Source organism: Candidatus Thiosymbion oneisti, assembly GCF_004359955.1.
GTDB classification, from domain to species: domain Bacteria; phylum Pseudomonadota; class Gammaproteobacteria; order Chromatiales; family Chromatiaceae; genus Thiosymbion; species Thiosymbion oneisti.
Genome location: NZ_SMSC01000004.1, coordinates 63,589 through 83,823 on the forward strand (window position 1 = coordinate 63,589; position 20,235 = coordinate 83,823).

The following is a 20,235-nucleotide window of genomic DNA, read 5'->3' on the forward strand; positions in this document are numbered from 1 at the left end:
GGAAGCACCCGCGTTGCCGAGGCGGCAAACGGTTACGGCATCATATGCCCGGCGCCGGGACAACCCATAACGATAATGAAGAGGTGATGAATCATGAGGCAATCGTCGGCGTTCCGCCGGACTCAAGCGGCTATGCTGGGTGGGCTTGTGGGCGGGCTTTGTCTGCAATTGGGAGCGACGGCCGCAATGGCCTCGGGCTTTTCCATCCCGGAGGCCTCCGCCCTGGGGACCGCCATGTCCAATGCGGTGGTCGCAAACCCGGAAGAAAAGGGAGCATTCGCCTACAACCCCGCCGCCATGGGGTTCCACGACCGGACGAGCGTCTCTCTGGGGGCCCTCTTCATCGGGCCGAGCTTCAGCGTCGACACGGCCACGGGACACCATGACGGCGCCGGTGCCGACTGGGTCACCGCCCCCCTGTTCCAGGCCGCCATCCGGGTCCATGACCGCTGGCGGATCGGCCTGGGTATCAGTGCCCCGTTCGGATTGGAGACCCGTTGGGAAACCGGGACCTTTCCCAAGCTGAGTGGGGCGGCGCCGGTTACGGTGGCCCCGGGCGTCACCCTGCCGCTACCCTTCGGTGCCCACCCGACGAACAGCAAATTGGAAACCGTGGCCTTGGTTCCGACGCTGGTCTACAAGGTGAACGAGGATCTCAGTGTGGCGGCCGGTCTGGACTACTATAAGACCAACTCCGCACGGCTCGATTCTCAGCTGACCGGCATGAGCGGGGACGGCGACGGTTGGGGCTGGAATGCCAGCGTCCTGTATCGCCGTGGCGCGTGGAGTTTCGGTGCCGTCTATCACTCCTCCTCTACCTCGAAACTGACGGGACACTATAAGCCCCTGAATTCCACGCTCGCCTTCCTGGGCACGATAAAACCGGGCTCCGGCTTACCGGTGGCCCAGGCGGCAAAGCTGGACCTCAATCTGCCCTGGCGTCTGCAACTCGGCGCCCGCTATGCGTTCACCGATAGGTTGGCGGTCGAGTTCGACTGGACCCGGATCGGCTGGAGCGAGTTCGACCGGATCGAGATCAAGAGCAGGGCCACCGGCAGGACCCTGTTCTCCGAGGTCAATGCGTGGGAAGATACTAACGCCTACCGTCTGGGCCTGACCTATGATGTCCTACCCGGCACCCAGCTACGCTGCGGCTATGCCTTCGACGAGACGGGGCAGAAAAAGGACCACTACAGTGCCCGCGTACCCGACAACGATCGCCATCTCTTCAGCTTCGGTGTCGGTCAGGATCTGGGTCAGGGTTGGGCCCTTGACGTCGGCTACATGTACGTGAAGTTCAAGGACCGACACTACCGGAGCAGCAACACCTATACCCCGGTGGCGGATCTCGGGAAAGAAATCAACGGCACCGACGCCATCAACGGCAATTACGAGGGCAACGCCCACCTGTTCGCATTGGAGCTGAGCAAGACCTTCTGACATGCAGGATATTCTCGGGCGGGCAAGCCAGGTCCGGTTGGTGATCTTCGACGTGGACGGGGTCCTGACCGACGGCAGCCTCTTCCTCGGCGATGACGGTCAGGAGTACAAGGCGTTCCACTCTCGGGACGGTCACGGCATGAAGATGCTGCAACAGACCGGCGTCACCCTGGCCGTCATCACGGGCCGGACCTCGGAAGTGGTGCGCCTGCGGATGGAGCACCTGGGGATAACGCATGTCTATCAGGGACAGGACGACAAGCTGCGGGCCTATGAAGCACTCAAGACGATCCTGAACCTGAGCGATGAACAGATCGCCTATGTGGGAGACGACGTGGTCGACCTGCCGATCATGCGCCGAGTCGGTCTCGCGGTCGCCGTCGCCGATGCCCACCCCCTGGCCCGGAACCATTCCCATTGGCAGACCCACTTCCCTGGTGGACGGGGCGCCGCGCGTGAGGTGTGCGACCTTATCATGGAGGCCCAGGGTACCCTGGACGGGATGATCGCGCCTTATCTCTAGTACAGCAGTACCGAAGTGCCGATAACATGGGAATCATTTTTTGCCGCAAATGAACGCCAATCGGTCGCAAAGGATCACATGATCTTTTCTGTCCACAGATTACGCAGATTCTCACAGATTGTTTCGTTTTTAATCTGCGAAAATCTGTGTAATCTGCGGATAGATCGAAGCGACAGCGATAAGACAACCCCTAAAGTTACAAGATCCCTCCTCCGTCGGAACAAGGATTTCTCGCTTCGCTCGAAATGACAACCAGAAAAATTACATGAAATGTGGTACTAGCCCAACGACGACAAGGTAACCTGGTATGCTGTCGGCGCGCCAACGTATTCTGGTCCTGGCCATGGCGTCAGTGGGAGCACTTGCCTGGTGGCTACGCCAGGGCGGGGAGACACCGAGTCCGAATACAGACGGCTCGGAACGCCGTCCCGATTACACAGTCGACAACTTCGATGTGACGAGGATAGACGAATCCGGGGCACCACATAGGCATCTGACCGCTACTGAGCTGCGCCATTACCCCGACGATGACACCAAAGAGCTGGAAATCCCCCGCCTGACCCTGTACGTGGAAACGGGTCCGCCCTGGCTGGTACGTTCCGAGACGGCCTGGATCTCGAGTGACGACAATCTGATCCGGATGCATGGTGAGGTGCACATCGACCGCGCGGCCGGGGTCGGGACGCAGCCGGTGCATATGAAGACCCGCGAGCTGGTGGTGAAGCGGGACGAAAATTACGCCCACACGGACCAGCCGGTGCGGATCACGAGTGAGACCGACTGGGTGACCGCGGAAAACGGCGCCCAGGTGTGGCTGGAAGAGAAGTTGCAGATCAAGCTGTTGGGACGGGTTCGAGGCGAGCTGGTTATCTCCCGAGCCGATGAGGAAACGCCCCCAAGGTCGAACAACCAGTCGAACGACCACCCGAGGCAACCGCAATGATGCCAAGAATCGCCTCCCGCGCCCTTACCGTCCTGGCGATGCCGATCCTGGTGCCGGCATTACTCCTCGTCCCCCGGTGCCTGCCGGCCCTCGAAGACGACCCCGAGGGGCCACTCTACCTGGAAGCGGACAGCGCGGAACTCTTCGAGGCCATATCTTTAAGCATCTATAGGGGAGACGTCTTCGCCAGGCAGGGCAATATGGAACTCCGGGGTGATCAGGTCATGGTGCACCATGATCCGGAGCGCAGACCCGAGTTCATCATCGTAATCGGTACCCCCGCGACCTATCTGCAACGGGAGGAAGGAGAGGAGAAAGACATCGAGGCAGCAGCCCTGCATATGGAGTACGACACAGCCAAGGACGAAATCACCCTCATCGGCCAAGCCGTCGTGTTCCAGGGCGAGGATACCTTCCGCAGCGACCATATCATCTATGATCGGGCCCGGGCCCGGATCAAAGCGGGAACCGTCGCCGAGGGGAAGGAGCGGGTAAAGATCCGTATCTCTCCGTCGCCTCAATGACGACCCTCCGAGCAACCCATCTGGTCAAGAGCTACCGTCGTCGTACGGTCCTGAAAGGCGTTAGCATCGGTGTCAACTCGGGCGAAGTCGTGGGCCTGCTCGGACCCAACGGCGCGGGTAAGACCACCTGCTTTTATATGATTGTCGGACTGATTCACGCCGACGAGGGGACCATCTATCTCCAGGAGCGCAACATCACCCTGCTCCCGATGCACGCCCGCGCCCGGCAGGGCCTGAGTTATCTTGCCCAGGAACCGTCGGTCTTCCGCAAGCTCACCGCCAGGGACAACCTGATGGCGATCCTCCAGACGCGCCGGGACCTCAACCGGCAGGCGCAGGAGAACCGCGGGCTAGAGCTGCTCGAAGAGCTGGGTATCGCCCATGTGGGTGAATCGCTGGCCCTGAGCCTCTCGGGCGGTGAACGCCGGCGCCTGGAGATCGCGCGCGCGCTGGCAATGGATCCGCAGGTAATGCTGCTCGACGAGCCCTTCGCCGGTATCGACCCCATCGCCGTGAGGGACATCAAAAACATCGTCGCCCATCTGCGGGACCGCAACATCGGCGTCCTGATTACCGATCACAATGTCCGCGAGACCCTCGATATCTGTGACCGGGCCTATATCATCAATGAGGGCAAGGTCATCGCCGAAGGCGGGCCGCGGGAACTGCTGGAAAACGCGGAGGTGCGTGCGGTCTACCTGGGCGAGCACTTCACCCTGTGAACGGATCGGGAACCTACCCCCGGCGCAACCTGCCCGCGCGGACCTCACGTCGGGTGTAGGATGCGGTGAGCGCGGTGGGTCTTACAGGATGGCACTATGAGAGGACGCGAACCGCATCAATGGATGGCCCGCTCAGCGTCCAAAGATGCGGTTCGCGCCACCCAGCAGTGCTATCCTGAAAAATCTCCCGCGCTCACCACATCCTACGGGCTAGCCCTCTTCTCCGCTCCCGAACAAGTCCCGCATCTCGGCCTGCGGTAAGACCCCCGGTGGCGCGGCTAGGCCGAAGTGCCCATAGGCCGCCGGGGTCGCCATCCGTCCCCGGGGCGTGCGCATGAGAAATCCCTGCTGGATGAGGTAGGGCTCGAGTACATCCTCGATGGTGCCCCGTTCCTCGCCGATGGCCGCCGCCAGGCTCTCCACCCCGACCGGTCCGCCAGCGAACTTCTCGATCACCGCCTGCAGCAGCCGCCGGTCCATGTGGTCGAAGCCCAAGCCGTCCACCTTGAGCATGGACAACGCCTGGTCCGCCACTTCTGCCGTGATGCGGCCCCCGGCCTTGACCTGTGCATAGTCCCGCACCCGCCGCAGCAACCGGTTGGCAATGCGGGGCGTGCCGCGGGAGCGACGCGCGATCTCCCGGGCGCCGTCCGCCTCGGTCGGGAGGCCCAGGATAGCGGCGGAACGCTGGACGATAAGGGTAAGCTCCTCCGGCGAGTAATACTCCAACCGCTGCACGATCCCGAAGCGGTCACGCAGGGGCGAGGTCAAGAGCCCGGCGCGGGTCGTCGCGCCTACGAGCGTAAAGGGAGGCAGATCCAACCTGATGGAACGGGCGGCCGGTCCCTCCCCGATCATGATGTCGAGCTGGTAGTCCTCCAGGGCGGGATAGAGGACCTCCTCGACGACGGGGCTCAGGCGGTGGATCTCATCCACGAACAGGACATCCCCAGGCTCCAGATTGGTGAGCAGGGCGGCGAGATCCCCCGGCTTCTCCAGCACCGGACCGGAGGTCTGACGCAGGCCCACCCGCAGCTCGTGGGCGATGATGTGGGCAAGTGTCGTCTTGCCCAGTCCCGGCGGACCGAAGATGAGGACATGATCCAAGGCATCACCACGCCCACGGGCGGCCTGGATGAAGATCTCCATCTGCTCGCACACCGCCGGCTGGCCGATATAATCGACCAGGCGCCGGGGCCGGATGGCCCGGTCCAGAGCCTGGTCCTCGGACTCGGCTTCCGGACGGATCAGGCGGTTGGGATCACTCATGCCGGTGTCGTCTTGGCCTAGGTCCTATTGACATTTAACGCTAACCGACTGTTTTCATATGTTGAATGACTGCAACATTCCGGCGGTCCGCACAGCGGACCCTACAGTCAATCAGATGGTTAGCGTAGGGTCCGCTGTGCGGACCTTCTAAATGTCAACACGACCTAGTACAGATGCTCTTACTTACCGATAACATTGAGAGCAGGCAGGATCTTCACGGAAGATTTAGCCGTAAATAAACGCGAATAGATTAAGAATCATCAATGATAGCGAATCGATTTCTTCCGATTTGCGTTCATTCGCGTTCATTTGCGGCAAAAAAGAATTCCCAATGGAAGAACCAAACCGATGTTATCGCTACTTCGGCACTGCTATACCAGGGTGTCAGGGTGTGTTCACCGCTTTAAGTGCGGCGCGAATGATCTCCTCGGAGGTCTTGGTCCCGTCGTCCGCTGCACGGGCCATACGATTGGCGTCGGCGGGCTTGTAGCCGAGGGCCGTGAGCGCACCGATGGCATCGACTAACGCAGAACCTTCACTGCCACCGGTCGATGGCGAGGACGCAACACCGACCGGCGACCCGGTAGGCACCGCATCTACGCGATCCCGCAGCTCCATAACCAGGCGCTGGGCCGTCTTCTTACCGATGCCGGGTAATCGCATCAAGGCGGTGGTGTCTTCCTGTCGGACACACAGGGCGAACTGCCGGGCGTCCATGCCGGAGAGAATGGCCAGGGCCATGCGCGCGCCGACGCCGTTGACCTTGAGCAGATTGCGAAACAGGGCACGGTCTTCCTCGCGCAGAAAGCCGTAGAGCAGCTGGGCGTCCTCGCGCACGGTCAGGTGGGTGACCAGCGTGACCTGCTCCCCGACGGGCGGCAGATCGTAGAAGGTGGACATGGGGGCCTCGAGCTCGTAGCCGACGCCGTTTACCTCGAGCATAAGCTGGGGCGGATGTTTGGAGACGATCTCACCGCGGAGCCTGCCGATCACGGTCGAAAATCCCTCCAGGATGCTGTGGCCCTGCGGCGCGCCGGTATCCCCATGGAGTGGGCATGACACAGGGCGAGGGCCAGGGCATCGGCCTCGTCCTCCGGTGGCGTTTCCGCGAGGGAGAGCAGGAGCCGCACCATGTGTTGTACCTGGGCCTTCTCCGCACTCCCGGTGCCCACCACGGCGAGCTTGACCGATTTGGGGCTGTACTCATGGACCTGTATATCCCCCTTGAGCCCGGCGCAGAGCACCGCCCCCCGGGCCTGACCGAGCTTCAGGGCGGCGGTCACATCGCGGGCAAAGATGAGCTGCTCCACCGCCATTTCATGGGGCCGATACTCCTCCACCACCTGGGCAATGCCGTCGAAGAGCACACCCAACCGCCGCGGCCAGGGCAGATGATCGACCCGAATACAGCCGCCGGCAACGCGGACGCTACGCCTGCCGTCCGTGTCGATTATCCCGAATCCGGTCGTGCGGGAGCCTGGATCGATGCCTAAGATGCGGTGGCGCAGCTGGGGTTGGGGCAGTATTGGTTTGGTTCTTTCAGCTGCCAGCAGAGTCACTGACCTCGGTGCTTGGTGTAAGAACCTGCTTTAAAAGCAGGTACGAGACAAAACCAAACAGCACATTTACTCCGAAAACGATTAATACAGGCATGGGAAATTGCAGACTGAAAAAATGAGAAAGCGATAAAAAACCGAACGCAATTATTGTTTTCAACACACCTGCGTGCCCTTTTTTCGCTGAAAGCACGAGAAGCAAAGCAAAACATGCCGCTATGATCGCCACGGATAAGGTAGCTATCGGTTGTTGCACATTCAGGAACTCGAAGACTCCGATTATCGTCAGGCCTGAAAAAATCGTAGTTACTACATAGGCAAGACTCATGAGCATTGTCAGCCCTCCAACCTGACTAAATAAACTGCAATACTTTTAATATTACCGTCCAAAACACTCGATAAAAACGACAATCCAGCAGCAATAGAGTCTTTCAAAGATTTGACTGTACTCTGAGAGATAACGGTATTTGCAAGGCGTTTAGGAGCTATACCTGAGCGTATGATTTTCTTAAGCTCCCCATTGGAAATTCCAGGTCTGTTCGCTCTTATGGATTCTCTTGCCAGCTTGGCTCTCGCTTGGCGACTTACCATTCCTGTGACTGCCGTTCGCACACTCACTCCCGCTCTTTATCAGAATATTCATGGCTTTTACAGCAGCTACTGCGGAGGTACCTACCCCAAGTAAAGATATTCCATCGACCACTTTCATAGTCGTTTGGTATGCTGGGCTATTGTCCAAAATATGGTTCGCTTTAGGATCGGTAAGTGCATTATACGTTCGATAGACCGAAGCTGCACAAGAAACGCCGGTAGCGACTGTCGCAGCATAGCCCGATGCTGATATAGCAAGACTCGTACCGCCAGTAAAAGGAGAGGCCGCCGTTGAACCGAATGTCACTACTCCCGCTATTACAGCAGCAGAGCAATTGATTAAGCTCAAACCTGCTTCACCAGTTACTTGTTTATAATTTATCCCGGCTGATTTGACTTTTTCAGTTTCTATTGCAACCACAACATAGTCGGCATCTTGAAAACATGCGCGTGGTTCTCGTAGCTTTATGGATGTTCCATTAAGGTCTACAACTACTCCCCTTGTTGATAACCCTGAGGAATCAATCCAAGCCAATAGTTTTTTTCTAGCTGATTCCGGCAACTTGGTCATGAATATATCCTTTATGGAACACAGAATAATGGCAGAATTCATTCACTTTTGTACGGAATAGGATTTGATGACCCCCGCGGGTCCTCCCATTCAGGGCAATGAGTATGCGTATAATCGCGTAGCACCCAACGCCCCATCGAGCCAAACTGTTCCCACACAGCGTCGAGGACATCCAATTCAGCTTCGCTGAGTTCGTCCAAGTCCTCCGGAGATACGGGGTTCCGTAACCTCAGCTCGTAATCCGCTTGGTCGGAAATCCAATCGGTCCAGCCGCCGGGGGAAGACTCGACATCGCCGTCCATATGGTTGAGCGTGTTCGATAGCGCAGGTCCATGAGGCATGGCAACTAGGAGATCTCCGGAGATTGGGGCACCGTAGCGATCCATTGCCTCTCTATCGGCAAGATACAGCAGCTTCATGAGCTTCAGGTGAGACATGGTCCCACCGCGTTTGTGCAGCAGGTAGGCTGCCATCTGGGCCGCTTTGCGCTCGTTGAACATAAGTAGGCTCTCTCGAAAACATGGAAACGAACCAACAACATCATAGCTCGGTATATAGTCACACGGGACCTGATATTTTCACTTTGCCTTAAAATATCGCCGAGAACCTTTCCACTGCCCACTGGCCCCTTTTGTGACTCCGAGTTCTCCGACTCCACGGATGATTCATTCAGAACATATTCAGTCACACCCTCGAAAATTTGAGAGGATAACGAGTGTAGTTTTCCACGTCCAAGTAGATGAAATTTTTGATCATTTCTTCTTCCTCGCCAAGTATTCATTGTAATATTTCTTTCTGGTGTCGAATAAAGACCAGACAGAAAAAACCACGCCGGCGGCACCGAGGATCAACGAAGCTATTATTATAGCATTTGTCATCATTTTCGCGCCTCAGTAAATAGTTCTGACTTGGATATCCGGTCATAGATAGACAACTGGAAACAAAACACGCCAGGATGACACGCGGTACACCAATCCTATTCTCCGGTCCGTGGACGAAAATTCTTTGTGCCTTTGCGGTTCAAAAAACGGGCCAAATTGAGAATGGGAAAAGAAATCCGGTAGCTTCCGTGAAGCTTAATGCCATTAAGTTAGCTGCCGGCCGCTAGTCGTGGTAGGTCGGGTTAGGCGCACCTTTCAAGGCCAGTATGTGCCAGCGAGGCCAAACGCGCCGTAACCCGACAATGCGGTCTCTCGAATCCGCGGATGGCGCCGCTGTACGCCGCCGGCTTCGATTGAATCCGCATCTTCTACGGAGCAAACAGGTACCCACCATCGAATGTCGGGCTAGGGCGCGTTCGAAAGCGTTTGCATCCCTCACCACCGAAAGACGCGCCTAACCCGACCTACAAGACTTAACTTAACGGCATTGCCGTGAAGCTGAGGAACAGGCAGGGAGACAGTCGTCTATTGTCGGTCACCTTCCTCCCGTAATTGTTCAGAACCCCCTTATTTTTGCCATCCATGGCTCTGGATTCCGGCAATCCCTACCGGAACGACAAGAGAGGGTCTGAACGATTATTTCCTCGGATGGAAAACGAAATTATCTGTGGAAATCTGCGTAATCTGCGGATTAAAAAGATTGCGGCCGGCAGCACCCCCTACCTATCGGGAGTGCTACGCTGCCGATCCTGAAGGGCTAATCGATACCGGGCGCAGGGACGCCCATCTGCATCACCGCCCGCCCAGCTTCTTCCCGAAATCCCGTTCGACCACGTCCAGGCCCACCTTCAGCTGTTTGGCGATCTGACGGTATTTCTGCTTGCGGGCGGCGTTAGTTTGGTTGACCAACCGCTTGACCTCCGGCGTTCCCTTCTGCGCTCGGAGATAGCCTCTGCTGGTTTCGGCGACGAGTCCCTTTTGTTTGGCCTCGCCGACGGATAGGGCATAAGCAACGGCGGGTAACAGGAGTGCGAGCGTCAAGGCGACGACCCAAGCGACCCGCTTGACGCCACTGATACCGACTTGTTTCTTCATGGCTTCGTCTCCGTTCCGAAGAGCTCCGGGTTCTCCGCCAGGGTACGCTCGACGGTCTCGTCGAGCTTGATTCTGACCTCTTGCTCGATTTTCACATTGACATTGATCTCAATGGGCTTGTCAGGCGCCTCGACCTTGACGCGCGGTGAACAGCCTACGCCGACGGTTGCCGCGAGTAGGACCCAGACCATCCTTGACATGCTGGGTACCCCCTTAGATCGGACCCGCAGGCCCCGCGTCATGGTTTCCTGGCTGCCCCACTGGCCGGTGCCGATTATCCGCATAGGCGTTGTCCTCTTGGGTTTAGCCCGTGCAATGATTGCCCCCTTCTACTTGAAATAGCGGGACATGAGTTCCCCGAACCTTTCGGCGAAGGTTGCGATCGCCAGGCTACGGCGGATAATCGTATCAAGCTCCCCGGTCAGATTGAAGTTCAGCTTGAACGGGTGACCATCGTAGAGGTCGGGATTGGCGCCGGCGAGCGAGATCGAGAGCTGCAGGTTATCCTGGGTCCTGCCGTTCAGCCCGATAGACAGAGACTCGTAATGGAAATTCCGCAGGGCCTCGAACAGCAGCTCCGTTTCGCTGCTGTTATCGAAAAACCCTGGTTTTTCCTCGGGTCGATAGCGCAACAGGCCAGGCGTCTCGGCGCTGATCGAGCCCTGGTCGACGGCGATCTCGGAGCCGCGGATGCGCAGCGGCACCCGTCCGCTCAAGAACCCGGTGCCCCACAGCCCATCGACCGGGATCAGCCGGAGCAGGGGATTCAATCTGATGGCCTCGAACTTCAGAACGATGGAGTGCTCCGCCGCAAGCTGGTCGAACTGCAAAGCAAGCGGTTCTATTTGCACCCCACCACCACCCCAGGTGAAGTCGAGCTGCTCGATACGGACGGATGGGGCCTCTCTGGTGTGGAACCGAATCAGGCCATTGCGCAAAGGTATGCCGATGTCCAGGAGATCGACCCGGATTTCCTGGGTGTCCAGCTGGTTTCGAACCGTCCGACCCGCGCGCCGGAGCCGCGTATTGAGCCCCCTGACCGATAGCCCCGGCGCATCGAATCCCAGATCATCCAACGCCAGGCGCAAGTGGGTAGCGGGAACCCCTGCGATCCAGGAAAGACCGCCGCTCACGGCCAAGGAGCCGCGCGCCTCGCTGATGAGCTTTCCCAACGCGGGGACCAGGTCGCCCGGTTGCAGCCCTTGCGGCGAGAATCGGATCTTATCCAGCCGGTAGCTCAGCTCGCCGATGGCCAACCCAAAGTGGTGCTTACCCTTGGCGGAGAGCTTGAACGGCACCCGGCGCCCTCGGGCGACCAGCTCGAACGCCATGGTTTTGTCTAAACGCCCCTTCGCCTTGCCCGCCAGGACCAAGGCCGGGAAATCGGGGGGGCTCGCAAGGCTGGTTGCGACCGCGTGCTGCAAGGTCACCGAGGTCGCTCGATCCTGGAGCAAGGCCAGCCTGATGTCCGAAACGGCCACCGCCTGCTCGGCGAGCTTCAAGTGTCCTCCCTGGGTGTTCAGTACCAGCTTGAGTGCCTGCGTGGTTGGATCGAATGTCGCAGACAGCCTTGCCTGGGGCATGGTACCGGCAAGCTCGAGGGGGTCGTCTTGCCCGTGCTCGACCGCCAGGACCGCAGGATGGCTCGGTAGGGTCAAGGCCAGTGACCAGGTCTGCTTGGTAGGATCGAATCGCAACAGCGGCCTTCCCCTGGCCTGGCGGACACACAGATCGACCGGACGCAGCCACCGGACTCCCCCCAAATCCAGGCGCTTTGCCCGTACCGATACGCAATCCTTCACTGCGAGCACCAGGCCCTCATCCGTATGCGTCAAGCCTCCCTCCAACTCGATTTCACCTCCGGTCAGGCGCTCACCGCCGTAGGTGACGTCGGCGACATCCAACTGCGTGGAGACCCGTCCGCGCATATGCGACGCTGTTCCGGCCAGTCGTGCGTCCAGCGCCCCCATGCGGATTTCCATTCCGTCGTGGGTCCAGCTGATGGGATCGAGCCGGAGCCGTTCCAGATCAAATCGAAACCCGTCTTCCGGGGCCTGCTCCACACGGCCGGATACCGTCCCCGCGATCTTGGGTTGGGACGGAACTTCGAGGGCAAAGCCGACTGCGCCCGCGGCGGTCTGTCGCGCCAGGTCGGTACTCGCTGTGAGCCTGAGGCCGTGTCCTGCAACGTCGGAGAGCCGAAAGCCTGCGGGCGGGTCGAGGCCGACCAGGCGACCGGTTACCTCCCAGGGTGATGCGGGTACGGCCAGGAGTGAGGCCTCGGATAAGGACAGGTCCAGGTCGAGGGCACCCGACGCCTCCGCTACCAAGTCGGGAAGGGCGCCATCCTGGATTCGGAGGGAAATCCGACCGCTCGCTGACGCTGCTTCCAGCCAGCGTTCGGAGAGGATGGGCAAGGCCCCCTCGATCCGGGCCTGCAAGGATGCCCGACCGGCAAGGCCGACACCGGATTCCGCCAGCTCATCCGGAGCAGCCAGATCCAGCTCCGATGCGTCCAGATCCAATCCAAAGGCAAGCCCCTTACCCTGGGTCTTGGCGGCCTGGACCTCGAGCGCGACCTCATCCACCGCCTTCGCTGCCGAGCCAGGAAGGGCCCCATCCTCGATTCGGAGGAAAATCCGTCCGCTCGCTGACGCTGCTTCTAGCCAGCGTTCGGAGAGGACGGGCAATGCCCCCTCGATCCGGGCCTGCAAGGATGCCCGACCGGCAAGGCCGACACCGGATTCCGCCAGCTCATCCAGAGCAGCCAGATCCAGCTCCGATGCGTCCAGATCCAATGCGAAGGCAAACGCCTCACCCTGAGTCTTGCCGGCCTGAACAGCGAGCATCACAGGCGATCCGGCCAGATGCACCGCCAGGCTGCCGGTGCCGGAGAACTGCTCGCCCCCGTTCCACTCCACACTGGCCTGGCCTGCTCCATGGGTGTCCAACCCCTCGGGAAGCCACCCTTCGGCGCCCGCTAATGCCACCTCCAGCTTCGCCGCACCGTCCTGTTCCAGTCGCCCCTTCACTGCGAGCGCCCCGCGCGCCTCCTGCTCGTGCGCCTCCTGCCCACGCTTCTTCTGGTACTGCAATTCCAGGTGGGCGTCGAGTGCCCAGGCCCCCACATCTATTTGCGTCAATGTGCCGCGCAGCGGAATCCGCAGCGCCCCCATCCCCGTTTCCAGGTTCAAGCGACTGGCCCGCAGCTCCAGGCTCGCGACGGGGAGCGCAGGCATCTTCAAATTGGCCTTGTGCCCTGGCGTCTCGGGCAGGGATACCCCCGCGAGCTGGGGGACACCGTCATCCCCTGAGATGAAACGCAGCTCCGCACCCTCGACCAGGACCTTGTCCAGGGATTGATCGCGCACCAACCGGATCGGATGAAACAGCAGGGTAAGCCGCTCCACATTTTGCTCCCGGCCCAACCCGAAGCGGATGTCCGAGAGCGACAAGCGGCCGGGAGAAAGACCTTCGACGGCGAAATCCAGATCGCCGAGGCCGCTCGCGGCGAGCTGACCCTTCGCCCAATCCAGCAGGAACACCCCGGCCAGGATCAGGGCCGCGGCAAAGGCGGCAAGGGCCGACAAGGACAACGCCAGGACTCGGAGCCTTCTTTTCATCCCCCATGAGCTCTCGCGATTCCAGAGCTATCACTGCGCCTTGTGCCTGCTCGTCTCCAGGTGTGGTCCGACATAGCCGATACAGCACCTGTGCTCCTCCCGGTTCTCCAGCCAATAAAGCCGGGATCCCTGCGGCCGGATGTCGCAGTGCATCACGAAGTAGACTTCGCCTTGCCGCGGACAGGTGGCCAGGCGTTGCCTCGCAAGTTCCTTATTGTCCATGGTTTTCCGGGATTCCGGGCGCGCGCGAAAACCATACTCCGGACCGCCCTCAGCACGGTCGGCCCAACGTTCGCATGTGTGGTTCAAGGCATACAAACGTCCCGTCACGGAGTACAAGGTGCCCGGTTTGGATAGCTTCCACAACGTCTTTTCCTGATACTCCACGCAAAGATCCAGCCGCGGAAACAGCAGTTCCCAATGCTCGATCAGCTGGGCTACCCCGGTCACCTTGGCGCTCGCCGACTTTCGCCAATCATCGATAACCCGGTCCACATGATCCGGCATCGAGGCATGACGTACCCGATGCCGAACCAGGTCACACACTATGAGAGCCGTGTCGTGCAGATACTGAAGAGATCGGAATCTCCGTTGCCCGCCATCGCTCCTCCGAGGGTAGGCTGACGGCGATGCCGTCCCAGGTCAGGGCCACGCCGAGGGCCTCGCAGCTGATCGCTTCATCGATGCGGAAATCCGAGCGTTCGAATTCGCCGGTTTCCGCGGACGACTCGAAGAGTCCTTTTGCGACGGGTGACTGATCGATCAATCCCGCGGCAAGTATCCGCAAGTCATCATGTGGACCCTCGAACACCCATTCCTGAAAACCATATTCGTCCGGTATCAGATCGAGCTCGTAGAGTGGCCGATTCGTATGGATCGTCGTGCCACACATCCCCTCGTCGATCAGATCCGCGATGGTCTGCACCATGTCAGACAACCATTGCGCAGCCGTCGCCCGAGACTGCGCCTCGCGCACGGAAAGATCATTGAACACCAGTTGCGGCCTCACTCCGCTACCTCCTGTTACAGCAGCACCGAAGTACCGATAACCTGGGAATCATTAGATAACGCCAATCAACGCCAATTGGTCGCAAAAGATCACATGATCTTGCTCTGTCCACGGATGACACGGATAGGTCGAAGCGACCGCATCATTTTCCCATACTCAACAGGACCTAGCGCCGTCACCCCCGAGCACGCCGCGATGACAGGGCCGCCAGGCTCTTGATGCCTTCGTCGAAGAAGCCCTCCGGCCAGCGGTCGAGCCTGCCTTCCGCATCGATGCGGGGCGAGTCGATCTCGATAGCGCCGAGCTCCGTGCGGGTGAAATAGTGAAAAACCGCCAGCTCCGGGGCCAACAGGCCCGCTTTCACCGCGATCCGAATGCCGTTGAGCACATGGTCGCTGTGGGTCTCCACGACCACCTGGACCCCGGCCGCCGCCGCCAGCGCCATCAGCTTGCCGATGATGGTCTGCCCCCGCGGATGCAGATGGGCCTCCGGATTCTCCAGCATCACCAATCCGCCGGGTGGCAGCGAGAGTAGTGCCACGATGATGGGCAAGGTATAGCTCAACCCGAAGCCCACGTTGGTAGCGCGATAGCTACGCGAGTAACCGAGTTCCCCACGGAACGCGAAGGTCAATGTGCTCTCGTCCAGCTCCCTGAATATCTTTGGTTCCAGGCGGGTTCCCGGCGATAGCTCGTTCAGCCATGCCTGCACCTGGTGCAGCAGATCCTTGCCCTCGTCGGGATTGCGGACCGGCAGCTTCGCATTGATCTCCGGGAGCCGGCGGCCACCGAAGGCCTCCAGATAATGGGCCGTGTACTCGCCGTATTTCCCGAGATTGCCGTGAGTGATGTCGTGCCTCGACATCGGCAGCAATCTGCGCGGTCCCCAACGGTCAGCGGAGAGGTAGTGGCACTCTGGCCCGAACAAGGCGCAATCGCCCAGGTCATTCGGCGCCTCGACGCGTTCGAATCTGTCTTCGGTAAACCGATAACGCCAATCGAGCTGTTTGCCGGGCTGCAATGTCAGCGCGAAACGCAGCTCGTCATCCTCCGCGTCCGCGCAAAAGGCGTCGCCGGGTTGGCCCAGCTCCAGCAAATCACCGTTCAGCCGCAGCTCGTTCCAGTCCGGGTACGACTGCCGTGCCAGCAGAAACCCCTGAATCAGGGAGCTCTTACCGACCCCATTGACGCCCGCTAACAGGGTGACAGGCCCCAGCGCAAAGTGCTGGTTCCCCCGGAAGCATTTGAAATTCTTTACCTCCATGGATTCGATCATGACCCCTCCAAAACACGAGCGATGAGCTCATGAATACGAGAGAAACGCGCCTTTACGCCTGTGACATTCCAAATCCTATTGGAAATTGCAGAGACAAAATCCCAATCGAGTTCCAGTAGCTTGATAAACGCCTCGTTCACAGCCTCCTTACGTCGAATCAATCGCGCTGCCTGCTCGTTGTCCAAATCACCCAAAGCTACGCTCCAGGTCTCGAATAGCGCCTTGTTGATGGGAGATTTTCCGGAACCACCTCGTTGCTGCCTTCGGAAGCCAAGGCCTCCGAAGATCCGGAACGCACGCTCCATGGCCTGCTCGAAGCCGGCGCGGTAACCGACAAAAGATTGCTCATCCGCTTTGTTGAGTTGCTCCATGGTATCGGACAAAAATTTATCGAGATCCGGTTTGTCGTAGGCATCAATGCCTCGAATACTGAAGGCCAGGTAGCGGAGTACACACTCACGATCGGCCATGCGATCGTCTTTCATGCTCCCGCCGGTTGCCTTGCGGAACGCTTCACTAGCGGCCAGCTCTTTGAGGAGTTTGGTCACAGGGCCTTGGTACAAGGCATGGCGGATTTCCTGGGCCGACAGTGGCATCCCGCTGGTGTTGATGCGCTTGAAGATGGTTTTAATGACGCCCTTCGGACTGCCGGGTTGGATGATGTGGAAGACCGGCTCGGATTCGAGAATCCGGCGTTTCATGGGACGGGGAAGATCGCCGAAGCGTTGACCGTTGAACTGATTTAGGAACTCCAACTTCTCCAGAGCGAATGCCTGTTCATGAATAAACTGATTGAGTGCCGTCAAACGTTGCAGCCCGTCGACGACAATCCAGTTTCCCTCCGCATCCGAGGCCACATAGAACACCGGCAGTGGGATGTTCAGGAGTAAGGATTCGATCAGGCGGCTCTTATTCGATTTCGACCAGATACCGCCTTTGCGCTGAAAATCCGGATTCAGATCAATCTCCTTGTATTCGATCCGTTTCATCAGGCTATCGACACTCGGACTCCTGGTCATGATGTCGATCTCGGTGGGATCAAAAGGGGAAAGGATTTCGGTGTCCCCATCCTGCTCGCGTTCCACGCCGCCGGCACGTCCCTCGGAATCCAATTCCTCTTCGATCGGTTCGTTCAGGTTTTCGTTCATGGCTGGCTGTCAAGTCCCATGAGGCTAGGTATCAAGTCCCGCTCGGTTATCGGCTTGTTTTTTTGCTCGTTCCCACGCTCCAGCGTGGGAACGCCGTCTTGTCCGCTCCAGCGGACTTTGCTCCTCCGGACTTAATAGGCGTTTACGCTAGCATCTAGTTTCGACTTATGTTGCAAGTTCATAGTATCTGCTGGCTCACACGCTTTGCTTACCCGTTCTAGTGTGGGGACTAGCAATATCGATCGAAACTAGGTACTAGGTCCTGTTGACATTTAACTAACCGACTGTTTTCACATGTTGAATGACTGCAACATTCCGGCGGTCCGCACAGCGGACCCTACAGTCAATCAGCTGGTTAGCGTAGGGTCCGCTGTGCGGACCTGCTAAATGTCAACACGACCTAGCCTATCTGGCCGCTTATCGACGCTGGAGCGTCTGGATTTGCTCCCACGCTGGAGCGTGGGAGCCAGCAAATTCCGAAGGTACCAAAGCTACCAGTCACTTGTCACGGTAGGTCGGGTTAGGCGCGCCTTCGGAGGTTGGTGTGTACCGGCGAGGCCGAACGCGCCGTAACCCGACAAGGCGGTGTATCGAATCCGCGGATGACGCCGCTGTATGCAGCCGGCTGCGTTTGAATCTGCGTCTTCTACGGAGCAGGCAAGCCGCGCACGATCGCTTGGCCGCTGGTCTCCGGTCTCGATCTCCCAGGGATGCAGACCCCGGGTTACTTGGTCGGCGACTTGAATGGATTCATGATCATGAGTTCACCGCAGGTCTGGCCGTCCTGGAGGTCCTCGGTCCAGAGACGCCGTGCATCACTTTTGATCGCGGACTCGATGATCAGGCTATCCCAGAAGGAAAGATTGGCGGTTTCGACTCGTCTCGTGGCAGCGACAATCAGCGGCACTGAAATGGAAACAATGAAAAAATGATATAAAAGTAGTATAACCACTACCTACATTGGGCCAATGCTGTACTACCTATCAACTCAAAATTTAAACAGATCTTTCCTCATAGTACCGATTGAATCGGCAACGGTTCAGGGGTATGCCAGAAAATAATAATTGGTACCATTATAGAATTGATCCAGAAGGTCCTGTCTTGAGAACGGTGGCTTTTTCGCCAGCCAGTTTTCCATAAGGGTCAATTTCAGGTCGCATTGCTCCACCAGGATTTCATAGACATCCGCTGGCCCGTCTCCATAGTAATCGGCGCCGCCTGTACCATGCTCAAACACGATATAGGGTCTGTTGTTTTTTATGGTTTGCAGGACGCCGCGAAAAAAACCCACCTCACCGCCTTCAATATCCACCTTGATGAAGTCAATGGGGGTTCCCGGCGGCAAAAAGTTGTCGAGCGTATCCGTTTGCACGCTGATTTTTCCTATGACCTCGTTGTCCCGGTCGTAACGCCGTTTTTTCAGACCACTGTATCCCGGGTTGGATACCACGTGCTGGAATTCGGAGGAACCGACTTTGTCACTGAGGGCGGCACAGGAAACGCTGACATTGGGCAGAACGCCGAATTGCTCTTGCAGTCCTTGACATAACTCGGGTATCGGCTCGAAGGCATAGTGTTGTCCACGGGGGGAGAAATCCAGCATCTTTTTCAAAATTTCTCCCACGTGACAGCCTACATCCACGCAGTTTGATTTCTCCGAGATGACCTTTTTCATGACCGAAAAGGTTTGTTGGTCATAGATAACATTCAACGGGGGAAGGTTCTCGGTTTCCTGTGGTGGGAGTTCAGTCTTGCGGAAGAGTTTGAACAGGTTCATTGCAAACGGATACCTCATGCGATCACCTTATACTACTCTTGGTACAATGCCGAGCCTTCGCTTGACGGCTTGGGATACTCGGCCAGGGTCTGCTGGGGACAGTTTGCCAGTCCCTCCTTGAGGGCAGCCAGTATCAGCGATTGCAGGAAGATACCGAGAGCCACATAGGCACCAGAGGACCCGTCGCCAGGTGGGATTCCATATAGATAGAGCACGACCGGCGCGCTGAAGGAGCGATAATATTTAAACAAGTGACAGGACGATCTTGCCGAAATGGGCGCTCGCTTCCATTTCACGCTGGGCCTGGGCCACGTCGTCCAGCCGGTAGACCTTGTGAATCAGGGGCACGACCTTGCGCTCCGCCAGCAGGGGCAGCACGCGGTGTGAGAACTCGGCGACGATCGCCGCCTTTGCGGGCACCGGCCGCGATCTGAGCACGGAGCCGATGACCTGCTGGCGTTTGACCATCATCAGGGCCAGGTTGAGCTCCGCCTTGATACCACTAGTCACGCCGATGAGTACCAAGCGTCCGCCGACAGCGAGCGACTTCATGTTGGAGGCCAAATAGGCGGCGCCGATATGGTCGAGAATCACCTGCACCCCCCGCCCGTCCGTAACGCGTCGGACCTCCTCGGCGAAATCCTGGGATCGGTAGTCGATGACCGGATCCGCCCCCAGCTCCGCGACCCGCTCCAGCTTGCCCGGCGAGGCCGTGACCAGGACCTGCGCGGCGGGCGTCAAGGCCCGGCAGAGCTGAACGGCGGCGGTATTAACACCGCCGCCCCCGCCGTGCAGCAGGACGCCGTCACCGTCCTTGAGGCCGCCGATCATGAAGACATTGAGGTAGGCAGTAATATAGGCCTCGCAGATACCGGCCGCCTCCTCGAAATTCATAGTCTCCGGGATCTGCATCAGGTGATCCGCGTAGGCGACGGCATATTCCGCATAGCCCCCGCCGCCCACCAGGCCCATCACCCGGTCGCCGACGGACCAGCGGTCCACCCCCGCGCCGAGCGCCCGGACGGTCCCGGCCACCTCCAGGCCCAGGAGCTCCGAATCCCCCTTGGGCGGGGGATACTTGCCCTCACGCTGGACGATGTCCGGGCGGTTGACCGAGGTGGCCGCCACCTCCACTAACACCTGGCCGTTACCAGGCGTTGGTCGCTCCGCCTCCCCGATGCGCAGGACCTCCGCCCCGCCAAATTTATCGATCAGTACCGCTTTCATCGTCGCATTCGTGGCCGTTGACATTTATCTGATCTCGGGTAATTGCAGGGCTTTCGGGTG

General features: G+C 58.9%; 22 protein-coding genes. 5 read left to right on the forward strand and 17 right to left on the reverse strand.

Features of this window, described 5'->3' with window-relative positions:
• The first annotated feature begins 93 nt into the window (after positions 1 to 93).
• The 5 genes from E1958_RS03105 (at position 94) to lptB (ending at position 4,152) form a co-directional block, all read left to right on the forward strand.
• Positions 94 to 1,440: an OmpP1/FadL family transporter gene (locus tag E1958_RS03105; RefSeq protein WP_133510565.1), complete on the forward strand. Its 1,347-nt coding sequence runs from the start codon at positions 94 to 96 to the stop codon at positions 1,438 to 1,440.
• A gap of 1 nt (position 1,441) precedes the next feature.
• A complete protein-coding gene (gene kdsC / locus E1958_RS03110; protein ID WP_133510566.1) occupies positions 1,442 to 1,963 on the forward strand; it encodes a 3-deoxy-manno-octulosonate-8-phosphatase KdsC in 522 nt (173 codons plus the stop codon).
• Positions 1,964 to 2,270: 307 nt separating this feature from the next.
• On the forward strand, positions 2,271 to 2,906 hold the full coding sequence (gene lptC / locus E1958_RS03115; protein WP_133510567.1) for an LPS export ABC transporter periplasmic protein LptC: 636 nt from the start codon (positions 2,271 to 2,273) through the stop codon (positions 2,904 to 2,906).
• Positions 2,903 to 3,430, forward strand: a complete 528-nt coding sequence (gene lptA, locus E1958_RS03120; RefSeq protein ID WP_133510568.1) for a lipopolysaccharide transport periplasmic protein LptA — start codon at positions 2,903 to 2,905, stop codon at positions 3,428 to 3,430. Before lptC ends, lptA begins: the two co-directional genes overlap by 4 nt.
• A complete protein-coding gene (lptB, locus tag E1958_RS03125; protein WP_089725385.1) occupies positions 3,427 to 4,152 on the forward strand; it encodes an LPS export ABC transporter ATP-binding protein in 726 nt (241 codons plus the stop codon). The genes lptA and lptB overlap by 4 nt, the downstream gene beginning before the upstream one ends.
• 210 nt (positions 4,153 to 4,362) lie before the next feature.
• Here lptB and ruvB read toward each other — a convergent pair whose 3' ends face one another.
• The 17 genes from ruvB to E1958_RS03210 all read right to left on the reverse strand — a co-directional run bounded on the left by ruvB (position 4,363) and on the right by E1958_RS03210 (position 20,199).
• Positions 4,363 to 5,421 carry a Holliday junction branch migration DNA helicase RuvB gene (gene ruvB, locus E1958_RS03130; RefSeq protein WP_133510569.1) on the reverse strand — a complete coding sequence of 353 codons (1,059 nt, stop codon included), beginning with the start codon at positions 5,419 to 5,421 and terminating at the stop codon, positions 4,363 to 4,365.
• A 384-nt stretch (positions 5,422 to 5,805) separates the two neighbouring features.
• Complete coding sequence (gene ruvA / locus E1958_RS03135) at positions 5,806 to 6,414, reverse strand: Holliday junction branch migration protein RuvA (RefSeq protein ID WP_133510570.1); 609 nt, start codon at positions 6,412 to 6,414, stop codon at positions 5,806 to 5,808.
• Positions 6,411 to 6,980, reverse strand: coding sequence for a crossover junction endodeoxyribonuclease RuvC (ruvC, locus tag E1958_RS03140; protein ID WP_243725228.1), 570 nt, complete (start codon positions 6,978 to 6,980; stop codon positions 6,411 to 6,413). Before ruvC ends, ruvA begins: the two co-directional genes overlap by 4 nt.
• On the reverse strand, positions 6,961 to 7,311 hold the full coding sequence (locus tag E1958_RS03145; RefSeq protein WP_133510571.1) for a hypothetical protein: 351 nt from the start codon (positions 7,309 to 7,311) through the stop codon (positions 6,961 to 6,963). The genes ruvC and E1958_RS03145 overlap by 20 nt, the downstream gene beginning before the upstream one ends.
• A 174-nt stretch (positions 7,312 to 7,485) precedes the next feature.
• On the reverse strand, positions 7,486 to 8,139 hold the full coding sequence (locus E1958_RS03150) for an apolipoprotein L family protein (RefSeq protein ID WP_133510572.1): 654 nt from the start codon (positions 8,137 to 8,139) through the stop codon (positions 7,486 to 7,488).
• 38 nt (positions 8,140 to 8,177) lie between these two features.
• A complete protein-coding gene (locus tag E1958_RS03155) occupies positions 8,178 to 8,639 on the reverse strand; it encodes a Panacea domain-containing protein (RefSeq protein WP_133510573.1) in 462 nt (153 codons plus the stop codon).
• Positions 8,640 to 9,812: 1,173 nt separating this feature from the next.
• Positions 9,813 to 10,115, reverse strand: a complete 303-nt coding sequence (locus E1958_RS03160) for a DUF1318 domain-containing protein (RefSeq protein ID WP_133510574.1) — start codon at positions 10,113 to 10,115, stop codon at positions 9,813 to 9,815.
• Positions 10,112 to 10,399: a YnbE family lipoprotein gene (locus tag E1958_RS03165; protein WP_243448282.1), complete on the reverse strand. Its 288-nt coding sequence runs from the start codon at positions 10,397 to 10,399 to the stop codon at positions 10,112 to 10,114. The genes E1958_RS03160 and E1958_RS03165 overlap by 4 nt, the downstream gene beginning before the upstream one ends.
• A 45-nt stretch (positions 10,400 to 10,444) precedes the next feature.
• Positions 10,445 to 13,738, reverse strand: coding sequence for an intermembrane phospholipid transport protein YdbH family protein (locus E1958_RS03170; RefSeq protein ID WP_133510575.1), 3,294 nt, complete (start codon positions 13,736 to 13,738; stop codon positions 10,445 to 10,447).
• A 30-nt stretch (positions 13,739 to 13,768) separates the two neighbouring features.
• Positions 13,769 to 14,284, reverse strand: coding sequence for a hypothetical protein (locus E1958_RS03175; protein ID WP_133510576.1), 516 nt, complete (start codon positions 14,282 to 14,284; stop codon positions 13,769 to 13,771).
• Entirely contained in the window at positions 14,277 to 14,747 is a 471-nt protein-coding gene (locus E1958_RS03180; protein ID WP_133510577.1) for a hypothetical protein, read from the reverse strand. The genes E1958_RS03175 and E1958_RS03180 overlap by 8 nt, the downstream gene beginning before the upstream one ends.
• A gap of 175 nt (positions 14,748 to 14,922) precedes the next feature.
• Positions 14,923 to 16,023, reverse strand: coding sequence for an AAA family ATPase (locus E1958_RS03185; RefSeq protein WP_133510578.1), 1,101 nt, complete (start codon positions 16,021 to 16,023; stop codon positions 14,923 to 14,925).
• A complete protein-coding gene (locus E1958_RS03190) occupies positions 16,020 to 17,108 on the reverse strand; it encodes a DUF262 domain-containing protein (protein ID WP_165741521.1) in 1,089 nt (362 codons plus the stop codon). Before E1958_RS03190 ends, E1958_RS03185 begins: the two co-directional genes overlap by 4 nt.
• Positions 17,109 to 17,895: 787 nt before the next feature.
• Positions 17,896 to 18,078: a PIN domain-containing protein gene (locus tag E1958_RS03195; protein ID WP_133510580.1), complete on the reverse strand. Its 183-nt coding sequence runs from the start codon at positions 18,076 to 18,078 to the stop codon at positions 17,896 to 17,898.
• A gap of 132 nt (positions 18,079 to 18,210) precedes the next feature.
• A complete protein-coding gene (locus tag E1958_RS03200; RefSeq protein WP_165741523.1) occupies positions 18,211 to 18,948 on the reverse strand; it encodes an FkbM family methyltransferase in 738 nt (245 codons plus the stop codon).
• A 32-nt stretch (positions 18,949 to 18,980) separates the two neighbouring features.
• Positions 18,981 to 19,199, reverse strand: coding sequence for a nitroreductase family protein (locus E1958_RS03205; RefSeq protein ID WP_089725362.1), 219 nt, complete (start codon positions 19,197 to 19,199; stop codon positions 18,981 to 18,983).
• Positions 19,192 to 20,199 (reverse strand): NAD(P)H-quinone oxidoreductase, encoded by a 1,008-nt coding sequence (locus tag E1958_RS03210; RefSeq protein ID WP_207787551.1) that lies wholly within the window; start codon positions 20,197 to 20,199, stop codon positions 19,192 to 19,194. The genes E1958_RS03205 and E1958_RS03210 overlap by 8 nt, the downstream gene beginning before the upstream one ends.
• Positions 20,200 to 20,235 lie beyond the last annotated feature (36 nt).

Bases quoted from the DNA above. Each gene is read 5' to 3' on its own strand.
- E1958_RS03210 (WP_207787551.1), bottom strand. From the start codon at position 20,199: ATGTCAACGGCCACGAATGCGACGATGAAAGCGGTACTGATCGATAAA.
- lptB (WP_089725385.1), top strand. From the start codon at position 3,427: ATGACGACCCTCCGAGCAACCCATCTGGTCAAGAGCTACCGTCGTCGT.
- E1958_RS03105 (WP_133510565.1), top strand. From the start codon at position 94: ATGAGGCAATCGTCGGCGTTCCGCCGGACTCAAGCGGCTATGCTGGGT.
- lptC (WP_133510567.1), top strand. From the start codon at position 2,271: ATGCTGTCGGCGCGCCAACGTATTCTGGTCCTGGCCATGGCGTCAGTG.
- E1958_RS03155 (WP_133510573.1), bottom strand. From the start codon at position 8,639: ATGTTCAACGAGCGCAAAGCGGCCCAGATGGCAGCCTACCTGCTGCAC.
- E1958_RS03165 (WP_243448282.1), bottom strand. From the start codon at position 10,399: ATGCGGATAATCGGCACCGGCCAGTGGGGCAGCCAGGAAACCATGACG.
- E1958_RS03160 (WP_133510574.1), bottom strand. From the start codon at position 10,115: ATGAAGAAACAAGTCGGTATCAGTGGCGTCAAGCGGGTCGCTTGGGTC.
- E1958_RS03150 (WP_133510572.1), bottom strand. From the start codon at position 8,139: ATGACCAAGTTGCCGGAATCAGCTAGAAAAAAACTATTGGCTTGGATT.
- kdsC (WP_133510566.1), top strand. From the start codon at position 1,442: ATGCAGGATATTCTCGGGCGGGCAAGCCAGGTCCGGTTGGTGATCTTC.
- E1958_RS03200 (WP_165741523.1), bottom strand. From the start codon at position 18,948: ATGAACCTGTTCAAACTCTTCCGCAAGACTGAACTCCCACCACAGGAA.
- lptA (WP_133510568.1), top strand. From the start codon at position 2,903: ATGATGCCAAGAATCGCCTCCCGCGCCCTTACCGTCCTGGCGATGCCG.
- ruvB (WP_133510569.1), bottom strand. From the start codon at position 5,421: ATGAGTGATCCCAACCGCCTGATCCGTCCGGAAGCCGAGTCCGAGGAC.
- E1958_RS03170 (WP_133510575.1), bottom strand. From the start codon at position 13,738: ATGAAAAGAAGGCTCCGAGTCCTGGCGTTGTCCTTGTCGGCCCTTGCC.
- E1958_RS03145 (WP_133510571.1), bottom strand. From the start codon at position 7,311: ATGCTCATGAGTCTTGCCTATGTAGTAACTACGATTTTTTCAGGCCTG.
- E1958_RS03185 (WP_133510578.1), bottom strand. From the start codon at position 16,023: ATGATCGAATCCATGGAGGTAAAGAATTTCAAATGCTTCCGGGGGAAC.